The organism is Legionella anisa, assembly GCF_001467525.1.
Lineage (GTDB): Bacteria > Pseudomonadota > Gammaproteobacteria > Legionellales > Legionellaceae > Legionella > Legionella anisa.
The window spans coordinates 268,374-288,185 of record NZ_LNXS01000001.1; the positions used below are offsets into that span (position 1 = coordinate 268,374).

Genomic DNA, 19,812 nt, shown 5'->3' on the forward strand with positions numbered 1-19,812 from the left:
CGAATCGATTAATTTGAAACTTCGATTTTATCTTTAATGTCTTGCCCAACAGCGCTAAAATCACCCGCATTTATTTTATCACATTGACCTTTTGGTACTAAGATCCACGATTCAGAATCACCTGCTTTATTTTGTCCAGCACAGGAGTGGGAAGAACCTTTGCAATCTGCTTTGTTTTCCTTAATTAATCCCTTGCCATCTTTAACAACGCTACATTTCTCCATTTCACCTTCAGCAAATGCAACACTAGTTGTTAAAGTTATCGCTGCTGCAACTGCTGTAAAAATTCCGTTTTTTATCATTTTAATGCCCCTTGATTAATATAACAGTTACATAACATGGTATTGGAAAATAATCATATTATTTCAGGACTATCCGATATGTTATCTTTTAAATATAGCACCGATCAATTCGCTGTCAAGGTTAAACAAGTTTATAAACTTTCGTGTTAAGGAGTAACTTGGGATTAAGATCCATCGTTGAGACTATTATTATTCTGTAAAATCCTTCCTTAAAATAATCAATACAACGCTAAATATTTGTAGAAAAAACGCTATTTCAGAATACAATTTATTACTACCTTCGATTGCAGTTGCTTTATTTTGAATAGTCACTTGATCAAGATATAAATTATCAATATATTCACCATAACGCTCAATTTCCTTTTTAACCTCTTTGACAATATCCGCTGTACTTGATGTTCCTGTTAACTCAGAAAAGTCTCTCAAATAGTCTTTTTTAATGGCCTGAACTTCGACCTCATCTTTTACAGGTAAAACAGACAGAAGTATCGCGATATCAGCTCTGGTTTCTTTTTTTACTATATTGTTCCATACATCTTTAATGAGAATTTGTTTGTTCTGCGCTTGCATTTTCAAAGAAGATATAAGCAGCTCATTTTGTCTGATAAAGAAATATGAAATCACAGCTGAGCTAACCATCATGGAGAGAGCAAGAATTAAAACTAAATTACTTAGGTATTTACTTGTTTTACTCCTTTTTTTTTCTTTCATATTCCTTCTTCAGCTAATGAACATGATATTATCGATATATTAAGCTCAACGTTTTAATGAAAAGTTTAGGTGAATATTAAAAGATGTCAAGGCTTTCCCAGCCACGATTACTGGCTTACCGCTGACGGTAGTCTGTTTAAAGGCTATAGAGTCTGTATTAATCACCACAATTTCCCGAATCTTTACTTAATGAATACATACTCATTACATCATTTCCCCTTCCAAACTTCTTAATTCGAACCGCAAAACAAATCCGGATGCAAACTAAGTGGGAAGGAGAATTATATTAAAACAGTGCAACTTATTATAAGTCTTTAGGGTCGATGCCTTTAATTTTTGGCCAATTAATATTTGCCTTCTTTATGTTGCCAGGTATATTTTTTGCCCAAACATCTTGTGTTTTGCTGTTTAAATTTAGATAGAGTGTTCCATCCACAATTCTCCAAGCTAAAGGATCACTCACTATTTTGCTCCCAACGGATACGCCATACGCGCAATATCCTCCATAAGCGGGAAGATATTTTTCAGGATTTGCAAGAAATGTTTTTTTGTTCTCTTGATTAGAAAAAATATAACTCACACCTTCATAATATCCCGTGTAGTTTCCGCTACCACGTACAGGCCCACCTTGTTGAAAATAAGACACAGGATCATACCCCTGAATACCCACCAAACTGTAGGAAATATCTGAAGCCCAGGCAAGAACTGGCATCATAAAAATAAATATTAATTGCGGTATATACAATGATTTAATTTTTTTCATCGCTGCTATCCTTATAAAATTGTTAACCATATTTAAATCTTTTTACATTGAAGTGGTACGGAAAATCTTTCCCTGGACTTGCACCTGCCGCATAACAAAGCGGCGCTTTTGTTGCCAAAAAAATTGCGGCTCTTGTTTATAATAAACCATCCAATGCTACTTTTAATTACACACATTTAGGCAGCCTGGCGACCATTATTAGAAAAGCATCAATAGTTGAATTAAATCATTTCAGCTTTTATGGAGCGCTTGCCTGGTGGTTTTGAGGAGTTGTCCATGTATCCTTCCTTGTAGGAGCACGAAATAAATTCTCTGTGCTGTCCGATTGAGTATGGTCCTTTTTTACTTTTAGAGCAAATAATTTACTTATTACCTCCATTAAGAAAAAGAAATACAGATAGAAAAAACCAATGATTTTAATGAATGACTAGAAACGAGGCATAATAGTGTTTTAGACAAAAGGATTCAATTGATGGACAAACAATTGTTCCTCAAGCCAAACATACAATTTTTTTACCAAATAGCTTGCCGCTTTCTCATCCTTCATTTCATAGCTTAATTGTTCACAAATTTCTATGAAAGAAGCCTTGTTTTGGATTGGCTTAACATATTTTGCTCTAACTTATCCATTAGATAATATCTTATTTGAAGTTGGCGGCGCCAAATGACTAAAGATTGTGAATGAGCCATTTTTTTAGGACGAGGAGGATGCTTGTAACCATCTCTTGATGCTTTAATGAGGTCAAAACTGTTCCAATGCATTGATAATAAATGACAAGATGGATGAAGATAAAACTTCATGTCAGGTTTAAGCTCCCTGTTGATAATATTATCCAGCTTAAAGGTAGCTGATTAATTGATAAATTGCAAAAACCAGGCAAAACCACTCAACTGCCTAAGCTCTGTTTATCAAAGGCAAATCTTGTTGTGAGCCATAAACATGGCATATTACTTCACGTTATTTTCCTGCATTTTTGAATAGTGGCAAATACTTACCATAACCTCTTTTCTGCAGATCCTTGACTGGAATAAATTCCAGCGCCGCAGAATTCATGCAAAAACGTTTATTGGTGGGCGGAGGGCCGTCACCAAAAACATGCCCCAAATGTGATTTTCCATGTTTGGAAATCACTTCAGTCCGACTAGTAAACATGCTGCTATCATCTTTATATATTATGTTTCCAGGTTCTAGCGGTTTGGTAAAACTCGGCCAGCCAGTCTTAGAGTCATATTTATCGAGCGAAATAAATAATGGTTCACCGGTAACAACATCAACATAAATACCTTGCTCTTCATTATTCCAATAAGCATTATTAAACGGGGATTCTGTACCCTGTTGTTGAGTAACATTATATTGAATTGTTGATAATTTTTGTTTGATGACAGCATCTGAAGGTCGTTTATAGGCTTGTTCTGCATAGGCTGTCAAAGAGGCAACACTCATGAAAAAAAATAACAAACCTTTGATAATACTCTTCATGGTGGTTTCTCACTGATTAATGCTCTATTCTTAAGTATAGTCAGAATTCCGAACAACAGAATTCCGAACAACTGTCAATTTCCTTGACGTAAGTTATATGGTCTGCTACAAATATAAAGGGCAAGAGGATACTGTCGTATTCCAATCTATCCAAAAATAAGGAGAGGTATCATGCAACGTATTAAAAAAATCTCTATCGCTAACGCACAAGGCAAAGCTAAAGAGCTACTCGAAGGCACAAAAAAAGCTATGGGCACTGAATTAAATCTATTCAGCACATTTGCCAACTCACCAGCGGCACTGGAAGCCTACATTGGGATTATGACCTCTCTTAGCAAAGGTGCTCTTAACCCTAAACTACGCGAACAAATCGCATTGGTCTCAGCAGGTTATAATGGCTGTAACTACTGCGCATCCGCTCATACCTATCTTGGAGAAAAAGCAGGGATTAATAAAGATGAACTTAAAGAAAACCTCTCAGGAAAATCGTCTGATAAGAAAACACAAGTGGCTCTCAATTTTGCTACTCAACTGATTGAACGTCGTGGTGGGGTGAGTGAGTTCGACATCAAGACTGTCCGTGAAGCTGGATTTAGTGATGAAGAAATGGTTGAAATTTTAGCGCATGTAGCGATGAACACTTTCACTAACTACTTCAACGAAGCATTCAAGACGGACATCGACTTCCCTGTCGTTGATACCCATAAAGGACGTACTGCAGCATAAATTATTCTAAGGGGTGGCTTAAAAACCACCTCCTTAATAGAAAATCCAAATTATATTTTGCCCCAAATACAAACCACCCTAAGATTCAATCCTCAAGTTTTTATTCTTGACTTTATAGAACGTCGATTTACAGCGGTTGAACTGGAAGATCCAGAGATCTCGAAATACCAATTGACTCAATGGACAAGCTTTTTGGTATCTACGTTTTTATTTTAGAACAAAAAACATCAGAGAAAAAGTTGCCATTCTTATTAGCGATCAATTGCCCCACACATTTTTCCCGAAATAGATACTATTCTATGGCGGGATATTTATCTTTTAATTGTTCGTGTCTTTCCAAGCTAGACTAGACATCATTATTATAAAAAAATCAGGACCAGAAGAAGGAGTATATATTCGTGCTGGAACCACAAATAGAAAAGCTGACACAGAAATGATTAAAGAGTTAAATCGCATAGTCAGCAATCAAACTTTTGATGAGCAACCCTTAACTGCATTGAACTCCGAAGCGATAGACTTCAGAGCTGCTTTAGAGCAATTCGAAAAAATTAGGAAGATCGATAAGAAAGATCTAGAAACGGTCGTTATCTTAATGGATTATCAAGGCAAAAAAGTACCTACAGTTCAGGGTTAATATTATTTGGTAAGGACAGAGCCAAAATATTTCCAGATGCATGGATTCAAGCGGGTCGATTTCAAGGAACAGACGAGAGCTTTATTGTAGATAATGCTGAATTTCATAATTCTCCTGGAAAAGCAATTAAAGAAGCAAGCTTTGCTTTTAATAAGCTTTGCTTTTAATAAGGCTATACTGACGAAACAGCCTGATGCAAAGATCGTCATTCCTCCTCCATCAGTTGCAGTGATTAGCTGGAAAGCGAACACTCAGCGCGACGATCATATTCGCCTTTTGCAGGACGAGGGGGATATGGTATGGCAAAAGAAAAACAATTATGGTTTGCGCAGCCATATAGAGTTAGCTATTTTGCGTTACAAAAAAGTCATGGGGACAGCCATGAAAGCAAGGGAATTACCTCAGCAAAAAACAGAATGTGGGATTGCTACGCGTGCTTTAAACGAATCACTTCACTGGGTATGCCAGTCTCTGTGAAAGTGAAGTAAAACCAATTCGGTTAGGTGAAATGTTGCCTAATTTTGATTTATTCAACAATGCCATATTGGATCATCCCGCCAATTATTTATAAATCCCATTTCAATTCCTGAAAACTGCTCATTTCTTTCAAATAGCTCAAAGAGCTTTATTTTCCAATTAGATTCAGGTGCAATTGTTTCTAATAATTGATCTATGATAAAAGCGATTAATTGAAAACGATAGTTACCATCAATATGGGTTTTAATAGGCGCATTCTTAGGTATTAGCGGAGGAATAACAAGCCATCTATTCCATAATCTTGAATGATGAGCACAGAGGTTCCTTGTATAGGTTAAACTTTTTATCCAAGATTCAATTACAGTTGTATGCTGACCTAAAAAAGAAGCAATCTCATTACGCACATCTTTCGACTGGATATTATTAAACATCTTAGAACAGACACCAAAGGAGAGTGCCTCAACCATCATCCAAATTGGTGGAAAATATGGTTTATCATAATTCTTATGATAATGTTGAATAAATAGTTCCTGCTTATTGGTACTAATCGTTTTAATTGTTTTTAGATAATCATCAAAAAAATCTCTTTCTCTATTTGCACCAGCTTTAGCCTTAAAATAATTTCGTTCTACATACCAAAAAGGATTAAATCGGATACTTGTCACATTGGTTAATGCCGCTCGAAATGCCACCTCTATTTTTTCAATTGCATCAGCAACAAGTAACCTTAGCTCTCTGTCAAATTGATAAAGCTGCCAAACTTGTTCAAATGTAGCGTTTTCTTTAAACTGGCGAGGGTTCTTTGCATTGTGGGATTGCTTAAAAGGCAAAAGATAGGATGATAAGCGATAATAACTTACTGTTTCCAATGCACGAATAGCTAGTTTTTGATCCTCAATCTGCAAACCCTGAGAAAATAAAAACTCCAGCTGTTGACTAACAGTAAGTGCAGGTTTCGTATAACTCTTTTCAGCCATAAAAAAATAACCCGTCGTGGTGCGCATCATTGAGAGGCGTGACGGGCATGGTTAATTATATTATAGCGCAACCACTCTCAAATTCAAATACGCGTTTTGTATTTTTATTAACTCAGGTAATAAGAGATTATACCATTCAGAGTCAGTCTAATCAAAATACTAATAATCAACAATAGGACTCTAATGTGGCTGTATGTCGCACAGGGAAATATTGATTGGGACTGCCTAGCGCTGCCTGACACAACAGTGACGAAATCGTGCCGTAACAGTGACCGTTTGTAGTGTATTTGTGGCAGTTCTAGGCAGTAATTCGATGATTTGATGCATCGTAAGTTGTTGATTTATAATGTTTTCTATTATTGAGTATCAGGCTTCGAACCAAGGTGTCGGGGGTTCGAGTCCCTCCGAGCGCGCCATCATTATTCTCAATTTATAGTTCTATTTCTTTAAAGTGTTAACACTACTTAATATCTATTGATATTCATAGCTAGTTTATTAGCTAATTAGATGTTACAATTTTTAATTGGTGTATTTTGTAATTATACCCCTCTTTTATCTTCTTATTGCCTATCTTGGAAATTCATTTTTATCCTGTAATTTCTTTATCTTGTCTCATAGTCATTAGGAGCAATTAGCTATTTTATATAGGGTTTTCTATGAGCTACCAAACGTGCCATTATTGTTTAGGAATTACAAATGATTTTTCATTAAGAGGTAAATCTCGAGCTAAAAATGGAAAATTCCTTTGCTATCAACTCTGTCCATCATGCACTCAAAAATTAATTAGCATTAATAGTTTCTCTGACAGAGAAAGTCGTCAGTTTTTTTTAAAAGCAGTAAAAGAAAACGCTCAAAAATTTCCCATATATGTTGATGAATAGTGTCCTTAAGATTAAGGTAATTTAAGAGCACCTAGGAACTGGTTCGCAATTCTTTTTCAATCAGATGCGTTTTGTTATTAGTAATTTGACCATTGTAATTACCAAACTCCCCTCTTGCTAGGTTAGCATCCAAATAAAAAGAGAATCTAAATTATTTCCAGAGGATTGTTTAATTTCAATGTCATCAAATATATTTTTGCGGTATAAGTAAACATTTTTTTTCGATATGAAAGTGATAGACAAATAAGATTGACTTATAACCTTAAAAGGTAGTATCCTAATCTCAGCTAGAAAATGTCTATTTTATACTCTCCAAATCGTCGTTTTATTCATTTAATCCCTCGTTCGGTAGTTTTTAACTCTTGACCGGTTTCCGGCTAAATTCGCCTATACAGGCATTTATAATAAACACTTAAGGATACTTATGTCTAAAACAGTAAATGGAGTCGTTAAATGGTTTAACGAATCCAAAGGATTTGGTTTTATTGAACAAGAAACGGGGCCGGATGTATTTGCTCACTTTAAAGAAATTATAAGTTCTGGCTTCAAAACCCTCACAGAAGGTCAACGAGTACAATTTATTGTGACGCAAGGAGCAAAAGGCCTTCAAGCACAAAATATAATAGCTATTTAATTTAAGTAGTTAATATTATTTAACCACTATATCTCTTTGTAGTTGTAGTGGTTACTTGGAGAAAACGACAGTGAAGCAAAATAAAATTTATGTAGGTAACTTACCCTTTGGAATCACTGAAGAATCATTACAAGGGGAATTTTCAAAATATGGTAAGGTAGAGGAACTTCTTTTAATCAAAGATCGCTTTACTGGTCATATCAAAGGTTTTGGCTTTATAACCTTTAGCTCCCAACAAGAAGCTCAATCCTCTTTAGATATGAATGGGAAAATGCTGGAAGGACGTCTATTAAAAGTAACTATGGCCCAAGAGAAATACACCTCACGCGGACGTCATCGATAATTTATACTAATTTTTAATATACTAAAGCTTTACTTAGCAGACAGATTATCATACGCATTTCTACCTATATATCAAACCATTTTATCCATAAAGGAATTATTGGAAAAAATTACTGTGGCAAAAACGTGACGTCCGGCAGACCACACCTAATACGTATCAATGGCAATTAATTACCAAGAGGGTAAACTTCATGATTCAATCAGAACACACCGTTCAACACCTATCATTCGCCCAACTCCCCCTTCGTCAAGAGTTATTAAAGAGCATTGCTTCTTCAAATTATGAAAATATGACCTCAATTCAAATGGAAAGTCTGCCCATAATTCTTAGAAATGAAGATATTATTGCTCAAGCAAAAACAGGGAGTGGAAAGACCGCTGCTTTTGCTTTGTCTTTATTAAATAATTTAAAAACTTCTTTTTTTGCAGTACAAGCCTTAGTTCTTTGCCCTACCCGTGAACTGGCAGAACAAGTAAGCCAAGCTATCCGTCGATTAGCCTGTTTGATGCCTAATGTCAAAATTATTAATTTATCTGGTGGTATACCAATGAAGCCTCAGCTTGATTCTTTACGGCATGGATCTCATATCATTGTAGGAACACCGGGGAGAGTTCTTAAGCATTTAAAAAACGCCTCTTTAGACTTATCTCATGTAAAAACTTTAGTTTTAGATGAAGCAGACAGAATGCTGGATATGGGTTTTTTTGATGACATTAAAAACATTATTTCGGTTTGTCCCAAACAACGACAAACTCTACTTTTTTCTGCAACCTACCCTGAAGAAATTAAACAGCTTGCAAAACAATTTATGAAGGATCCGAAAGAAGTTTATGTGGAAGCTCTTCCTGACGAAATTGATATTGAACAACATTTTTATGAAGTCTCGAAACAAACTCAGAAATTTCCCATATTAAAATCATTACTGTTGCACTATCGACCCGTTTCAGTGTTAATCTTCTGTAATACGAAACAACAAACAGCGGAAGTCACAGACCAGCTCATCTACGAAGGCTTCAGTGCCATCGCTTTAAATGGAGATATGGAGCAAGCCGATCGTGATCTTGCTGTCTTGCGTTTTGCTAACCACAGTTGTTCTATTCTTGTCGCCACTGATGTTGCCGCACGCGGGCTTGATATAAAGGAGCTTTCTGCAGTGATCAATTTTGATCTCGCTTTTGATCTTGACGTCCATATTCATCGTATTGGTCGAACTGGACGAGCTGGGAGTAAAGGAATCGCCTTAAGTATTATAACGCCTGCAGATGCACAACGGGTTTGCTCCATTGAAGATAACCACCCGCACCCCATTCATTGGGGAAACATAAATGAATTAGAAAATCACCACACAACTCACTGGGTGCCAGAAATGGTTACACTCTGCCTTGCCTCCGGGAAAAAAGATAAAATTCGCCCCGGTGACATCCTTGGTGCATTAACCAAAGATGCAGGATTAGAAGGCAACACAATTGGCAAAATTAACATCACCGCCATGTACTCCTATGTTGCAATCCACCACAGCCAAGCAGATAAAGCATATCAATATTTACAAAGTGGGAAATTAAAAGGACGCAAAGTTAATGTGCGTAAAATAAATTGATTATTCAAAACCCTGCGAAAAACTTACCGCAATAATTAGAATAAAGAGGCAGTTATTACGTAAAAGACCTAATAATACAAGCCTATGGATTTATTAGTAGCTGTTGAAGCAATAATATACAGTAGATAAATCATTATTAATATCAGGATATTACTCAAATGAAAATACAAGAGGAACCTCATGAACAAGGAGCCCTTAAAATATCAATAGCTGCTACCCTTCTCTTGGCCGTAGTAGGTATTTTATTTGGGCTATTGTCGGGTTCATTAGCTATCATCTTTGACGGTATGTTTAATATGGTGGATACCGTTATATCAATCCTCGCCTTTTTTGTTGCCCGTCTTTTAACAAGCAAGGGAAATCGGAGATTTCAATATGGTTACTGGCATATCGAACCTATGGTTCTTGTTTTGAATGGTAGTATCCTAATACTTCTTTGTACTTATGCGATGATAAATGCAATTGGTAGTTTAATGTCTGGTGGGCATGAACTTAATTTTGATTGGGCATTTGTGTTTGCTCTTTTAGTATTTTTTTTATCAACCGGCATGTATTTTTATTTGACTAAAAAAAACCGCAAAATTAAGTCTGAATTCTTGCGATTAGACATTCAAAGTTGGTTAATGTCTGCTTTGATTTCCTTCTCTCTCCTATTGGCATTTGGCATCGCCGCTTTGTTGCAGGGTGGAACCTACGGATATTTTACCCCCTACATTGATCCCCTTATTTTAGCGATTCTTACTGCTTGTTTGATTTTTGTACCTATGGCCGCAGTCCGTGATGCCACACGAGACATATTTCGCATGGCCCCCGTAGATCTTGATGAAAAAATAAGAGAATTTTTAGATGAGCTTACCAAACAACGTGATTTCAAAACCTATACAAGCTACGTTGCAAAAATAGGACGAGCACAATTTATTGAAATACATATAGTAGTACCTATGGATTACCCAATTTCGAGCATTGAAACCTTGGATGAAATTCGTAATGAAATCGCGTTAGCCATTGGAGAAGACACGCCTCAACGTTGGCTAACCATCGCCTTTACAGCAAATGAAAACTTGATTTAGCTACAGCCAAATGAGTTCATGATTTTAGTAAATGAATCTGGAGATACAGACTATTCAACTCGGTTACATCAACTAAAAATATAGAGAGTAAATAGCTAGTTTGCTCTGAAATTCTTTAATAAGAAGTTATATCGGTAAAGATATTCTCAAAATATCAAACGATTTCAACATCTTCTGCCTGAGGCCCTTTTTGTCCTTTTACTGCCTTAAACAAAACATTGGTTCCTTCGGAAAGAGTTTTAAAACCAGTCGATTGAATTGCACTAAAGTGCACAAAATAATCTTTTCCATTACTTTCAATAAAGCCAAAACCTTTGCTCTCATTAAACCATTTTACTTTTCCACTTAATTTATCTGACATTTAAAATTTCTCATTTATTTTAAGGTATTGAATTATAACAAATTGAACTGGATGGTGCGAACTAAAAAAATAGTATGTGCATAACCCTTTGAACCAAGGTGTCTGGGGTTCCTCCGAACACGCCATTTTAATCGTTATTAATCAATAATTTATACCAATAAAATGATAAGCAGAGGACTTGATTGCAGTATTCGTTTTGCATACTCACAAAAAGCAAGTCAGCAAGCAATGATTATAAAGATTTTTTCCTTAAAAAATTGTTCAAGGATTCTTCGGCTTCTTCGTATGTTTTTGACCAGTTATCTACCACATGATTAATTTGGTCCTGCTCTTCTTTTAAACCTTGATCAAATTTTTTCATTTCCCTTTCTATATCCCCTTCCGGATCAGAGCTTTTTAGGGAAGCCCTTTTGACTAATTTCAATTTATCTTCTCTCTGAAAAGGATGATAAAAACCTAAATTACCATATCTGAATTCTTTAGCTAATCCATGGTTTAATTCATCATACTCTTTTAACATTTCTTCCTGATTTTTCATTAGGTATTCAAATCGAAAAATTCCTTTTTTAATTTCTTTTATTCTTTGTTGCTCGCTATAAAGGTCAATTCGATTTGGATTATATAAAATGGTCCATTTTATACCGTTAGATATTAATAATAAGTTAGTCAATAAATAATTCGTTCGAAGATTTACATCATAATATAAATGTAGAATTTCTAATTCATGGGTTAGTTTATCAATTGCTTTTATTTTATCCTGAACGGTAATTGCATGTTTGATTTCCTCATTATAAGTTTTAACCGCATTTAATGCATATTCGTAAGCTAACTTAGGCTCTGGAGTGAGTATATAAACGGGTTCCCCATTTTTAATTTTTTGATAAATTTTTTGAGCGAGTTCTACTATTTGTTCATCACTAAAGTTTTTAATGTTCACACTTGTCTCTGAAGAAGTCTCACCAGCACATGCAAGTGCGTTGTTCCTTGCATCTTCAATTACAGCGATAAACTCTTCTCTATTTGAAAACTCTGTTTTTGAGGGGCTGCCCAGCATGAATCCCTTTGCATTGTTATCTTTTCTAATTCGAAATAGTAATTCTGTAATTCCTTCTACTGTTGATGTATCTTTGAAAATTGGAAATCCGTTGTAAATGGTACGATATTCTTTAAGAGCATTGCCTTCAACTTCCATTTGAACTAATCCTTTACTGAGCTGAAGATGCAAGCTGTCGATTATTTCAAGTGTTAGACTTGTTCTAATTTTTGGATCGGAATATAACTCTAGAATTGTAGTAGTAGTATCAAACAAATTCTTAACACATCTCCGTTCTCTAAACTCATAATCAATCCAATTTTCCTTGCAGTGGTGAAATAATTCGAAGTCAACAAATAATAAATATCTTAATTTAGGAGGAATCCCTGAAATATCTTTTAAAATAGACTGAGTTATAAATCGCTCTTCTTCAACATCGCTCTCATACGCTATTTGCTCTTCTTCTTGTTGTTCATGTGTTAAAGCATCTAATTCGGCACGGGTTATGATTATTCCATTCGTGTGAGTTATCGATTCCAATCCATCAATAAATTCTTCTTGAGTTAGTTCTTTTCCCATACTTCGTTCATCTATTTTAATTTTAGCAATACCAGTATGGTAGTATTTATGATGCTGGCCATGTCGCTGCAAATCCATTCCTGTTTTTTTATATAATCTCCTGGATGCATCCGCAGCACTTTTAAAATCTTGATAAACCATAACTGGAATTCCTGAAATTGCTTGGTTCTCTGAAAAAGTTATGATGGCTATTCTTTCTAATGACTCTCCTGCTCTTAACAACTTAGGAAAGTCATTTACAAGGACGTAAACATACTTGTCATTTCGAGCGCCTTTCTCTTCCATATGTTTTCCTAATATTTTGAAAAAAAAGTAACTCTAATATCTATAATGATAGACAATTTTTATTGCACAATGAATTAAAATTGATCATTTACAGGTGACAGGATTCTAGCAAAGTGATTAACGCACCTTTGAGCAATAGGTTCTTGATTGGCTTCTAAATAGAAATAAGGGGCTGAAATTGCAAGAAATGCTAAAATTAAATCATTTTTTATATTCTAAGGAATGAACATGGATTTTGAGCATCGTGTAAAATCGATTCATTTCAACTCAATGCAGCCAAATCATGTCAAAAAATCTTCTAATTGGAACCATTCTCGAGCACCTATAAATCCCTCAAAAATAAACTTAATTTCTAATGATTGGATGTTGGTTCAACTTATAACAATCAAAATATATTGTTTTTTGTACATAAACTTGTTATAATGTACAAGTTTTAAACAAATTGGAGTCTAATTATGTCTAGGGCCAAACATGATAATTCAGAAACTTTGCCTCAACCTAACTACAAAGAAAGACCCTCAGTACCCGATCCAACTAATCCAGGATACGTAATGCTCCGCTCCCATGCTATGAATGGAGGAGGCAGAACACCTACCTTTTTTGGGTCATCAACACCAAACCCCGATGCAGGGATAACACGTATCAGCCGAAGTATCTATGATCCTGCGAGTCAACAAGAACTCTCAGAAAAGCTAGATACTATTGCACGAAATCAGCAAATAAAAGAGGCACTCAATGAGATAGTTCCCGAGATGCCAGACGGTGTTATTCATATAATAGGCTCAAAAATATAATTTAATCTCCCAATGAAAGTAGGTGAAGCTTAGCTTCACCTACTTGCTATCAGAACTTACGCAATATAGTCAATCTCTGCATTAAAAATGAAGTTCAAATCGGTCATTTAGTTTATATAAACTCCCCAACCTCAGCTCTTCGAAAATTCGTCAGAGTCCGATTTGCTTGGGAGCTCTAAACCATTTTCTGCAAGCAATGTTTTAAATTCAGTAACACTCTCAGGTGTGCTCCAAAAATGAATTGGGTTTCTTTTTCGTTCACAAATTTTTAAAGTATTAAGGAGGAACTCACTTTCTTTTTCATCCCATTGTTCTGCAGTCGTTTCAGAAATACTTTGTTTAAGTTCTTTTAAATCATTTACTTTTTGGGAGTCCTTTCCAGAAGTCCAACGTGTTCCTTGTTTTGTTTCAATATTGTTGATTAACGTTGCCACAACAGAAACTAATTTTTGTTGGTTCGTTACGTCTTCCTTTTCTTTTTTCTCTTGTTCTTTTATCTCTTTTTTAACTTCTTGGGCTTTCTTTTGTTGAGGCTGAGGCTCACTGTTCTTAGCAGGCTTTGTTTCGGATGTTTGTACTGGATGCCGCTGGTGTTTTGCTAATTCTTCAATTAAAGCTTTTTCAAATAATTTATCTTTAGAGGTAGGTGACGTTGCAAAAATTGGTATCGTGATGTTTAACTTGTCGTCTGGATCGTTTTCTACAATCATTTTAGCGAACAACTCTGCAGCTTCTTCTGGTGGCCAGCCATAGACACCTATTCCCAATGGCTGAATGTATAATGGTCGGTTTAGCTCCAAAGCATCTTTAATCGATTGGCCCACTGCTTGTTTATATTGCTCTTTAAATGCTTTATCTCGCTCATTATTGTCTAAGTACTTTTTAAATGATAATCCCTTTGAGTTTTTGACAGGAACGGTAGCTACACCTCCAATATAACCATCTTGTTGTGCCATGCGAATATAAGGAGGCATGGGCTCCTTTTTTGAATGGTAGTCCTTTAAATGTTTGTTTAATACTGTCTGCCAATTTTCATTAGAATTAAAGTGCACATTCTTATTGAATATTTTTTTAAAGACTAAGAAACCCGAGCCCATATCTTTCACCTTATCACACGTGATCGTGCCAGCACAGACTATTAGAGAATTGTTCTCAGGCAAGACATCATTAGGGTTAATTGTACTAAAAGGCATAAGTAACTCGGTAACTAGTTATTTTAATATTATAACAAATACTAAGATTGAAATATAGTTAACCACAATGACCCATATAATTACAATTCCTTGGGTGATTATGAGTAAAATTGGGGTGACTAAGCTGGAATTGATAAATAGAGTCCCTCATCTATGCTCTATTTGACGTGGCAAACCTGGTTGCCAGCAAACAAGGTTTGCTTATTTTTATCTTTGGAACAAAACCCCTCTCATTTCCACGGTAATTTCTTTGGTTTTAGCATTCTCTGAGAAATTGTTAATCACCTCTTGCACATCATTATCAATATATTTAGAGCGGCTGCTGTCAATGATTACCATAGATTTAGGAGGAATTTTTCGAAATTGATGGATAATGCTGCCTTTATTTAAAAAAGATACCTCCTCCGCCAATTCCACGTGAAAAACCATACCTTTTTCCATAACAATACTGGTGTCATGGGCGTTTAAATAGTGATGGCGTAAAATTATGAAAATAGCTACAGCAAAGCCAACACCGATACCAAAAAGCAAGTCATTCACGATAATCCCAATCACAGTAACGATAAATGGTAGAAATTGTTCCCATCCCATTTGATACATTTGTTTAAATACAGATGGACTGGCCAATTTATAGCCAATCATAACTAAAATTGCTGCTAATGATGCTAATGGAATTTGATTCAATACCATGGGGATAGTAAGTACGCAAACCAAAAGCAATACTCCGTGTAAAATAGTGGATAATTTAGTTTTAGCGCCAAAGGTAATATTAGTCGAGCTTCGTATGATTACCTGCGTAATGGGCAATCCACCAATTAAGCTAGAAAGCATATTACCTAATCCTTGAGCTTTTAATTCTCGGTCTGTGGGTGTCACTCTTTTATAAGGGTCCAGCTTATCAGTGGCTTCAACACATAATAAAGTTTCTAAGCTTGAGACCAAAGCAATAATAGCTGCTACTTGGTATACCTCCATGTTAGTCAGTTGATTGAAATTAGGTAAGGTTATTGCTTGAGTCAAATCAGCAATACTTTTAAACTCAGGAACTTGTACGAGTTGCGAAGGCTCTAAATGAAAAGAGAGCCATCCGCTTTTATAAAGGAAAGACAGAACAAGTCCACACAACACGACCACTAAAGGAGCTTGTAACATCTCAAATAATTTGTATCCCCTATTAATTAAGTATTGCCATGATACCATGATTAAAAGTGAAATCATGCTAATGATGACCACACCAAAGTTAATGTTCTCAACCGCTTTCTTAATATAAAAAAATTCGAGCCGGCCATCAGTTAAATCGGTTAAAATAGGAGAAACATCATATCCAATTAAATGAGGGACTTGCTTTAAAATAATGATAATCCCAATACCGCTTAACATACCTTTGATTACCGAGGATGGAAAATAATAAGCAATAATCCCACCACGCAGAAAACCGGCTACAATTTGAAAGATTCCGGCGATAAACCCGGCCAATAAAAATGTTTTCCAAGAGCCTAGGGTTTGTTGAGCAGAAAGAACTATCGCTACCAAGCCCGCAGCAGGGCCACTAACACCTAGAGCTGAACCGCTAAGAAATCCAACAACAGCACCACCTATTATTCCAGCAATAATTCCAGAAAATAAAGGTGCTTCTGATGCCAAAGCAATACCAAGACACAAAGGCAGAGCGACTAAAAACACCACTATCGAAGCTTGAAAATCATATTTTAAATTAGAAAAAATTCCTTTAATCATATTTTCATCCCTTAAACTCTTAAATGAATAAAATAAAGCGATTCTATGTTGCGATTGAAATTAGCTTAAATTACCTAGATTGAGCTTCCATCCAAAAAATAACTATTTGAAAAATTATAGTACATCAAAGTAGCTATTTTTAATTTTAGGTTTCGTTGACTTCTTCTATCTCATCATATTTTATGAGTGAATTAAAAAAATTTTATTTACTAACATGAATCAATAAGGCCAGATTCTGACCTCATTGATCCAGTATCACTCCATGGGCACTATTTTAAAACCTGTATCATAAAAAGTGCTAGACTTTTCAGCCCAGCTTAACTTTTACATCAATAGACTGCTCTCCTCATTATCATCAAGATTTCTTTCTTCATCTCTTAAATCATTTAAGTCCGCTTTCATTTTTCTCAAATTTTCTATGCCACTAACTTCTTCCATTGCTGTTGCTATTCTGCGATCCTTTGTAACAGCATTATGTGCAAACATAGCCGCTTTACTTGCAATACCGATACCAGCAATTCCGGTAGCGGCTAAACTAGCAGCGGCTCCTGCTGTAAATGCTGTTGCGCTTAATGTAACACCCGCAACAGTAACTGCACCACCCGCAGCTAAGGCTGGGATAGTGAGCGGTGAGGCTACACCAAATGTAAGAACAGTGACCGTAATAGCGGCAGCTGCTAATAGAATTCCCGCAATACAAAGCATCGATCCACCTATTATTGGCCCCCAAGATCGGTGAAATGCGTCGTTTATATTCTCATTATGTTTGTTATAGGCATCCACGCTAGTAGGATCTTTGATTAAAGCAGTAGTGTCTGTTAAGTATTGAGTTATTCTTGGCAAATCACTCATGCTTAGAGTACCATCATCTTTGAGCTTTTTAACAGTACTTAAAAGTTTACCTACAACTGGATTAGACTGCCCCGCATGTTCCAACTCACTGCACGCTTTAGAAAAAGACGCTTCTTTAATTATTTCATCCACCATAACATTGGTTGATGATTGAGAAGCAAATCGTCTTGCAAAAAAGCCTTGATCTCTTAACCGACTTATTATTTGAGTATTTTCGTTTCTCCATTGATGAATTGCATTAAGCGCTTCCTCTATATTATCACTTGCAATATTTGCTTGTTGGCAATAGAGTTTTTTTAACGCGTCGAATTTTTGAATTGTAATGTCAGAGTAAGGATCTTTTTTGAGCAAGTCTTCCATTCGTTGGAATATCTTGGTTAAAACAACCATTTTATTTTTATTACCCTCATCCTCATTTTTGTACGCGCTCGGTGGAAGCGGAAGAACATAAAAATGACGGTCTGGTTTTCCATAAGAAAAGTTAGCCGCTAAGGGTAAATTATGAAAGAAGGTTCGCGAAACATTATCTGTTAAATGAGGAATTCCCTGCGTATATTCAATTAAATCAATTGCAGTATGCCGACACGTGTTGCCTACGGACATAACTTTAGAACGCTCAACAATTAAACGTTCCTGTTCGCTTACAACCTGTGTAGGTAACGTTTTTTTTGTCATTATAACTGTATCATTATGCTCTCTATCTGGCAGGTAACAATGAAGTTCACTATCTCTCTGAGCCTTGCTTAGAAGTTCTGTAAACTGCAAATATTGATTATAATTAATCGCGTAAGCAGAGTAACCTATGTTACCACCAACACGAAGTGATTCATCTCTTAATTCGGTATCTACATGGTCAAAAACATTTCTTAGATAAAATTCCGCTGCAGAAATATCTTCAATATTTTGCTTACCGACTCTGCCTAGTATGATTGGCTCCCCATTTTGTATCACTCCAACCATAATGAATGAATGAGCCTCAGTTTTTCCCAAAGAAATGAAAAACTCGTCATTTTTATCGACAATAATCTCTTTCTGCTCAGGGATATGATCTCCATTTGATGTTATCAAAGTGTCAACTTGAGCTTCGCTAAGATGCAATGTGGTAGCATCCTCTTGATTAATGTTATTGAGTTCTTGCTCAAATTGAGTAAAATCAATACTTACCTCTTCAGACCTCCCACCTGATTTAATATGATACAGTTTTTTAGTGTTTCTCTCGTTGTCATTGCAATAGATATAACTATATTCATAACTTGTAAGATCCTCAGGTAATTGAGTCAGCAAATGGAGGTCACACCCTTTAGCAGCATGTTTAAATCTTTCAACAAGTTGTGTTTCTAATTGATCAAGGGTTGGTCTTTGAGCTGGAGTTTCAGCTCTACAAGAATCAATTATCGCAGTCAATTCTGGTGATGAATTTTTGCAGACTCTCTTCATCATCGTTCCGAGAGCGTATATATCCATGCTTGTGGCTGCTCGGGCACTTGCTCCTTTAGAAATACACTCGGGTGCATAATGAGGGCATTTTTTCCTCATAAATTGTACTGTTGCATCTTGGGTTACCTGAAACTGGGGATGGATCTCCTCTCCTTTTCTTGCTGACATACCCCCATCAATCAAGAAGCTTTTATTTTGTTTCTTATCAAAAAAAATATTATCTTCCTTTAAGTCTATGACAACAAACCCTTTATCATGGCAATCTTTTAATGCTGCAATTGCAGAAAGAAAGAGCTCTATTTGTTCTGTTTCATTAGTAACGTTTAATTTATGATATGGTTTTCCAGGAATCACAGGTAACGCAAGCCTGTAAGTATTTCCATTTTCAATTAACTCGACTTCTCCAGGATATAAGGCATTAAAAAATTCGAATTTTGTATTAATTTCGTTCGCATCAAAATCCTCCTTTACAGGATCTAAAATGGCTTTTGCTTTTTTACCATCTTTTGACTTAAACTGCCTTGCTCTAGAATAAGCTCCTGGTTTACCAAGTTTATCCCCTTGATCACCATATACTGTTCCCAATTCACTTTGATACTCAGATGCAAAACTTGAAGTAGAGAGAGTACGATTTTTTCTAAATTTGTACTTTGGAGCAGTTTTTTCTAATTCTTCTTTTTTCAAATCTGATTCGTAATCTACATCAGACCTCGAGCTTGGGTACTTCTTTTTTGATTTTTTTTCTTTTAATTTTTGTTGCTCTATAAGAGGTGCTATATCATCTTTAAAGATGGAGGAAGAAGATGCTTCATCCAGATCTTTTTGCTCCGACTTCGTTACTTCATCTTTGTATTGCATAACTCACCACCTCATAACATTATGTAAAAATATTGGTCATATTGTAATTTTATGAGCTTTCAGTTAACAAAATATTATATTTAGAAGA

The 19,812-nt window shown here is 35.7% G+C and carries 19 protein-coding genes; 8 read left to right on the forward strand and 11 right to left on the reverse strand.

Annotated features, from left to right (window positions below; translation table 11 throughout):
* Positions 1–8: 8 nt before the first annotated feature.
* The 5 genes from Lani_RS01225 to msrB all read right to left on the reverse strand — a co-directional run bounded on the left by Lani_RS01225 (position 9) and on the right by msrB (position 3,256).
* On the reverse strand, positions 9–302 hold the full coding sequence (locus Lani_RS01225) for a BufA1 family periplasmic bufferin-type metallophore (RefSeq protein ID WP_010947821.1): 294 nt from the start codon (positions 300–302) through the stop codon (positions 9–11).
* A gap of 189 nt (positions 303–491) precedes the next feature.
* A complete protein-coding gene (locus Lani_RS01230; RefSeq protein ID WP_010947822.1) occupies positions 492–1,013 on the reverse strand; it encodes a hypothetical protein in 522 nt (173 codons plus the stop codon).
* 304 nt (positions 1,014–1,317) lie between these two features.
* Positions 1,318–1,776, reverse strand: a complete 459-nt coding sequence (locus Lani_RS01235) for a YHS domain-containing (seleno)protein (RefSeq protein WP_015444234.1) — start codon at positions 1,774–1,776, stop codon at positions 1,318–1,320.
* Positions 1,777–2,349: 573 nt separating this feature from the next.
* Positions 2,350–2,577 (reverse strand): hypothetical protein, encoded by a 228-nt coding sequence (locus tag Lani_RS01240; protein WP_015444232.1) that lies wholly within the window; start codon positions 2,575–2,577, stop codon positions 2,350–2,352.
* Positions 2,578–2,734: 157 nt separating this feature from the next.
* Positions 2,735–3,256: a peptide-methionine (R)-S-oxide reductase MsrB gene (msrB, locus tag Lani_RS01245; RefSeq protein WP_010947824.1), complete on the reverse strand. Its 522-nt coding sequence runs from the start codon at positions 3,254–3,256 to the stop codon at positions 2,735–2,737.
* 171 nt (positions 3,257–3,427) lie between these two features.
* Between msrB and Lani_RS01250 the strand changes: the two genes are divergently transcribed.
* The 3 genes from Lani_RS01250 to Lani_RS01260 all read left to right on the forward strand — a co-directional run bounded on the left by Lani_RS01250 (position 3,428) and on the right by Lani_RS01260 (position 5,093).
* Complete coding sequence (locus Lani_RS01250; protein WP_029345413.1) at positions 3,428–3,982, forward strand: carboxymuconolactone decarboxylase family protein; 555 nt, start codon at positions 3,428–3,430, stop codon at positions 3,980–3,982.
* Positions 3,983–4,310: 328 nt separating this feature from the next.
* Positions 4,311–4,616 (forward strand): hypothetical protein, encoded by a 306-nt coding sequence (locus Lani_RS01255; protein ID WP_016356980.1) that lies wholly within the window; start codon positions 4,311–4,313, stop codon positions 4,614–4,616.
* Between the two features lie 93 nt (positions 4,617–4,709).
* Positions 4,710–5,093 (forward strand): transposase, encoded by a 384-nt coding sequence (locus Lani_RS01260; protein ID WP_010947827.1) that lies wholly within the window; start codon positions 4,710–4,712, stop codon positions 5,091–5,093.
* A 53-nt stretch (positions 5,094–5,146) separates the two neighbouring features.
* Here the strand turns inward: Lani_RS01260 and Lani_RS01265 are convergent, their stop codons facing one another.
* The gene (locus tag Lani_RS01265; protein WP_015444231.1) at positions 5,147–6,070 is read right to left on the reverse strand and encodes an Abi family protein; all 924 of its coding nucleotides are present in this window, start codon (positions 6,068–6,070) and stop codon (positions 5,147–5,149) included.
* A gap of 1,305 nt (positions 6,071–7,375) precedes the next feature.
* Here Lani_RS01265 and Lani_RS01275 point away from each other — a divergent pair.
* From Lani_RS01275 to Lani_RS01290, 4 genes are all read left to right on the forward strand, one after another.
* Positions 7,376–7,585, forward strand: coding sequence for a cold-shock protein (locus Lani_RS01275; RefSeq protein WP_019235013.1), 210 nt, complete (start codon positions 7,376–7,378; stop codon positions 7,583–7,585).
* 70 nt (positions 7,586–7,655) lie between these two features.
* The gene (locus Lani_RS01280) at positions 7,656–7,928 is read left to right on the forward strand and encodes an RNA recognition motif domain-containing protein (RefSeq protein ID WP_019235012.1); all 273 of its coding nucleotides are present in this window, start codon (positions 7,656–7,658) and stop codon (positions 7,926–7,928) included.
* 190 nt (positions 7,929–8,118) lie between these two features.
* The gene (gene dbpA / locus Lani_RS01285) at positions 8,119–9,525 is read left to right on the forward strand and encodes an ATP-dependent RNA helicase DbpA (RefSeq protein WP_019235011.1); all 1,407 of its coding nucleotides are present in this window, start codon (positions 8,119–8,121) and stop codon (positions 9,523–9,525) included.
* Between the two features lie 158 nt (positions 9,526–9,683).
* Positions 9,684–10,595 (forward strand): cation diffusion facilitator family transporter, encoded by a 912-nt coding sequence (locus Lani_RS01290; RefSeq protein WP_019235010.1) that lies wholly within the window; start codon positions 9,684–9,686, stop codon positions 10,593–10,595.
* 154 nt (positions 10,596–10,749) lie between these two features.
* Here Lani_RS01290 and Lani_RS01295 read toward each other — a convergent pair whose 3' ends face one another.
* Positions 10,750–10,956, reverse strand: a complete 207-nt coding sequence (locus Lani_RS01295; protein ID WP_019235009.1) for a cold-shock protein — start codon at positions 10,954–10,956, stop codon at positions 10,750–10,752.
* 232 nt (positions 10,957–11,188) lie between these two features.
* Positions 11,189–12,853 (reverse strand): hypothetical protein, encoded by a 1,665-nt coding sequence (locus Lani_RS01300; protein WP_019235008.1) that lies wholly within the window; start codon positions 12,851–12,853, stop codon positions 11,189–11,191.
* A gap of 455 nt (positions 12,854–13,308) precedes the next feature.
* On the opposite strand from Lani_RS01300, the gene Lani_RS01310 reads away from it, so the two are divergent.
* Positions 13,309–13,647: a hypothetical protein gene (locus Lani_RS01310; RefSeq protein WP_019235006.1), complete on the forward strand. Its 339-nt coding sequence runs from the start codon at positions 13,309–13,311 to the stop codon at positions 13,645–13,647.
* Between the two features lie 131 nt (positions 13,648–13,778).
* On the opposite strand, the gene Lani_RS01315 is transcribed toward Lani_RS01310, so the two are convergent.
* The 3 genes from Lani_RS01315 to Lani_RS01325 all read right to left on the reverse strand — a co-directional run bounded on the left by Lani_RS01315 (position 13,779) and on the right by Lani_RS01325 (position 19,724).
* Entirely contained in the window at positions 13,779–14,840 is a 1,062-nt protein-coding gene (locus Lani_RS01315) for a hypothetical protein (RefSeq protein WP_127908229.1), read from the reverse strand.
* A gap of 207 nt (positions 14,841–15,047) precedes the next feature.
* Positions 15,048–16,577, reverse strand: coding sequence for a SulP family inorganic anion transporter (locus Lani_RS01320; protein WP_019235004.1), 1,530 nt, complete (start codon positions 16,575–16,577; stop codon positions 15,048–15,050).
* A gap of 324 nt (positions 16,578–16,901) precedes the next feature.
* Positions 16,902–19,724 carry a protein kinase domain-containing protein gene (locus Lani_RS01325; protein WP_019235003.1) on the reverse strand — a complete coding sequence of 941 codons (2,823 nt, stop codon included), beginning with the start codon at positions 19,722–19,724 and terminating at the stop codon, positions 16,902–16,904.
* Positions 19,725–19,812: the final 88 nt, after the last annotated feature.

Coding starts and splice junctions, on each gene's coding strand:
- Lani_RS01275 (WP_019235013.1), top strand. CDS start 7,376: ATGTCTAAAACAGTAAATGGAGTCGTTAAATGGTTTAACGAATCCAAA.
- Lani_RS01295 (WP_019235009.1), bottom strand. CDS start 10,956: ATGTCAGATAAATTAAGTGGAAAAGTAAAATGGTTTAATGAGAGCAAA.
- Lani_RS01230 (WP_010947822.1), bottom strand. CDS start 1,013: ATGAAAGAAAAAAAAAGGAGTAAAACAAGTAAATACCTAAGTAATTTA.
- Lani_RS01320 (WP_019235004.1), bottom strand. CDS start 16,577: ATGATTAAAGGAATTTTTTCTAATTTAAAATATGATTTTCAAGCTTCG.
- Lani_RS01265 (WP_015444231.1), bottom strand. CDS start 6,070: ATGGCTGAAAAGAGTTATACGAAACCTGCACTTACTGTTAGTCAACAG.
- Lani_RS01225 (WP_010947821.1), bottom strand. CDS start 302: ATGATAAAAAACGGAATTTTTACAGCAGTTGCAGCAGCGATAACTTTA.
- Lani_RS01315 (WP_127908229.1), bottom strand. CDS start 14,840: ATGCCTTTTAGTACAATTAACCCTAATGATGTCTTGCCTGAGAACAAT.
- Lani_RS01235 (WP_015444234.1), bottom strand. CDS start 1,776: ATGAAAAAAATTAAATCATTGTATATACCGCAATTAATATTTATTTTT.
- Lani_RS01310 (WP_019235006.1), top strand. CDS start 13,309: ATGTCTAGGGCCAAACATGATAATTCAGAAACTTTGCCTCAACCTAAC.
- Lani_RS01290 (WP_019235010.1), top strand. CDS start 9,684: ATGAAAATACAAGAGGAACCTCATGAACAAGGAGCCCTTAAAATATCA.
- Lani_RS01240 (WP_015444232.1), bottom strand. CDS start 2,577: ATGAAGTTTTATCTTCATCCATCTTGTCATTTATTATCAATGCATTGG.
- msrB (WP_010947824.1), bottom strand. CDS start 3,256: ATGAAGAGTATTATCAAAGGTTTGTTATTTTTTTTCATGAGTGTTGCC.
- Lani_RS01325 (WP_019235003.1), bottom strand. CDS start 19,724: ATGCAATACAAAGATGAAGTAACGAAGTCGGAGCAAAAAGATCTGGAT.
- Lani_RS01300 (WP_019235008.1), bottom strand. CDS start 12,853: ATGGAAGAGAAAGGCGCTCGAAATGACAAGTATGTTTACGTCCTTGTA.
- Lani_RS01250 (WP_029345413.1), top strand. CDS start 3,428: ATGCAACGTATTAAAAAAATCTCTATCGCTAACGCACAAGGCAAAGCT.
- Lani_RS01260 (WP_010947827.1), top strand. CDS start 4,710: ATGCTGAATTTCATAATTCTCCTGGAAAAGCAATTAAAGAAGCAAGCT.
- dbpA (WP_019235011.1), top strand. CDS start 8,119: ATGATTCAATCAGAACACACCGTTCAACACCTATCATTCGCCCAACTC.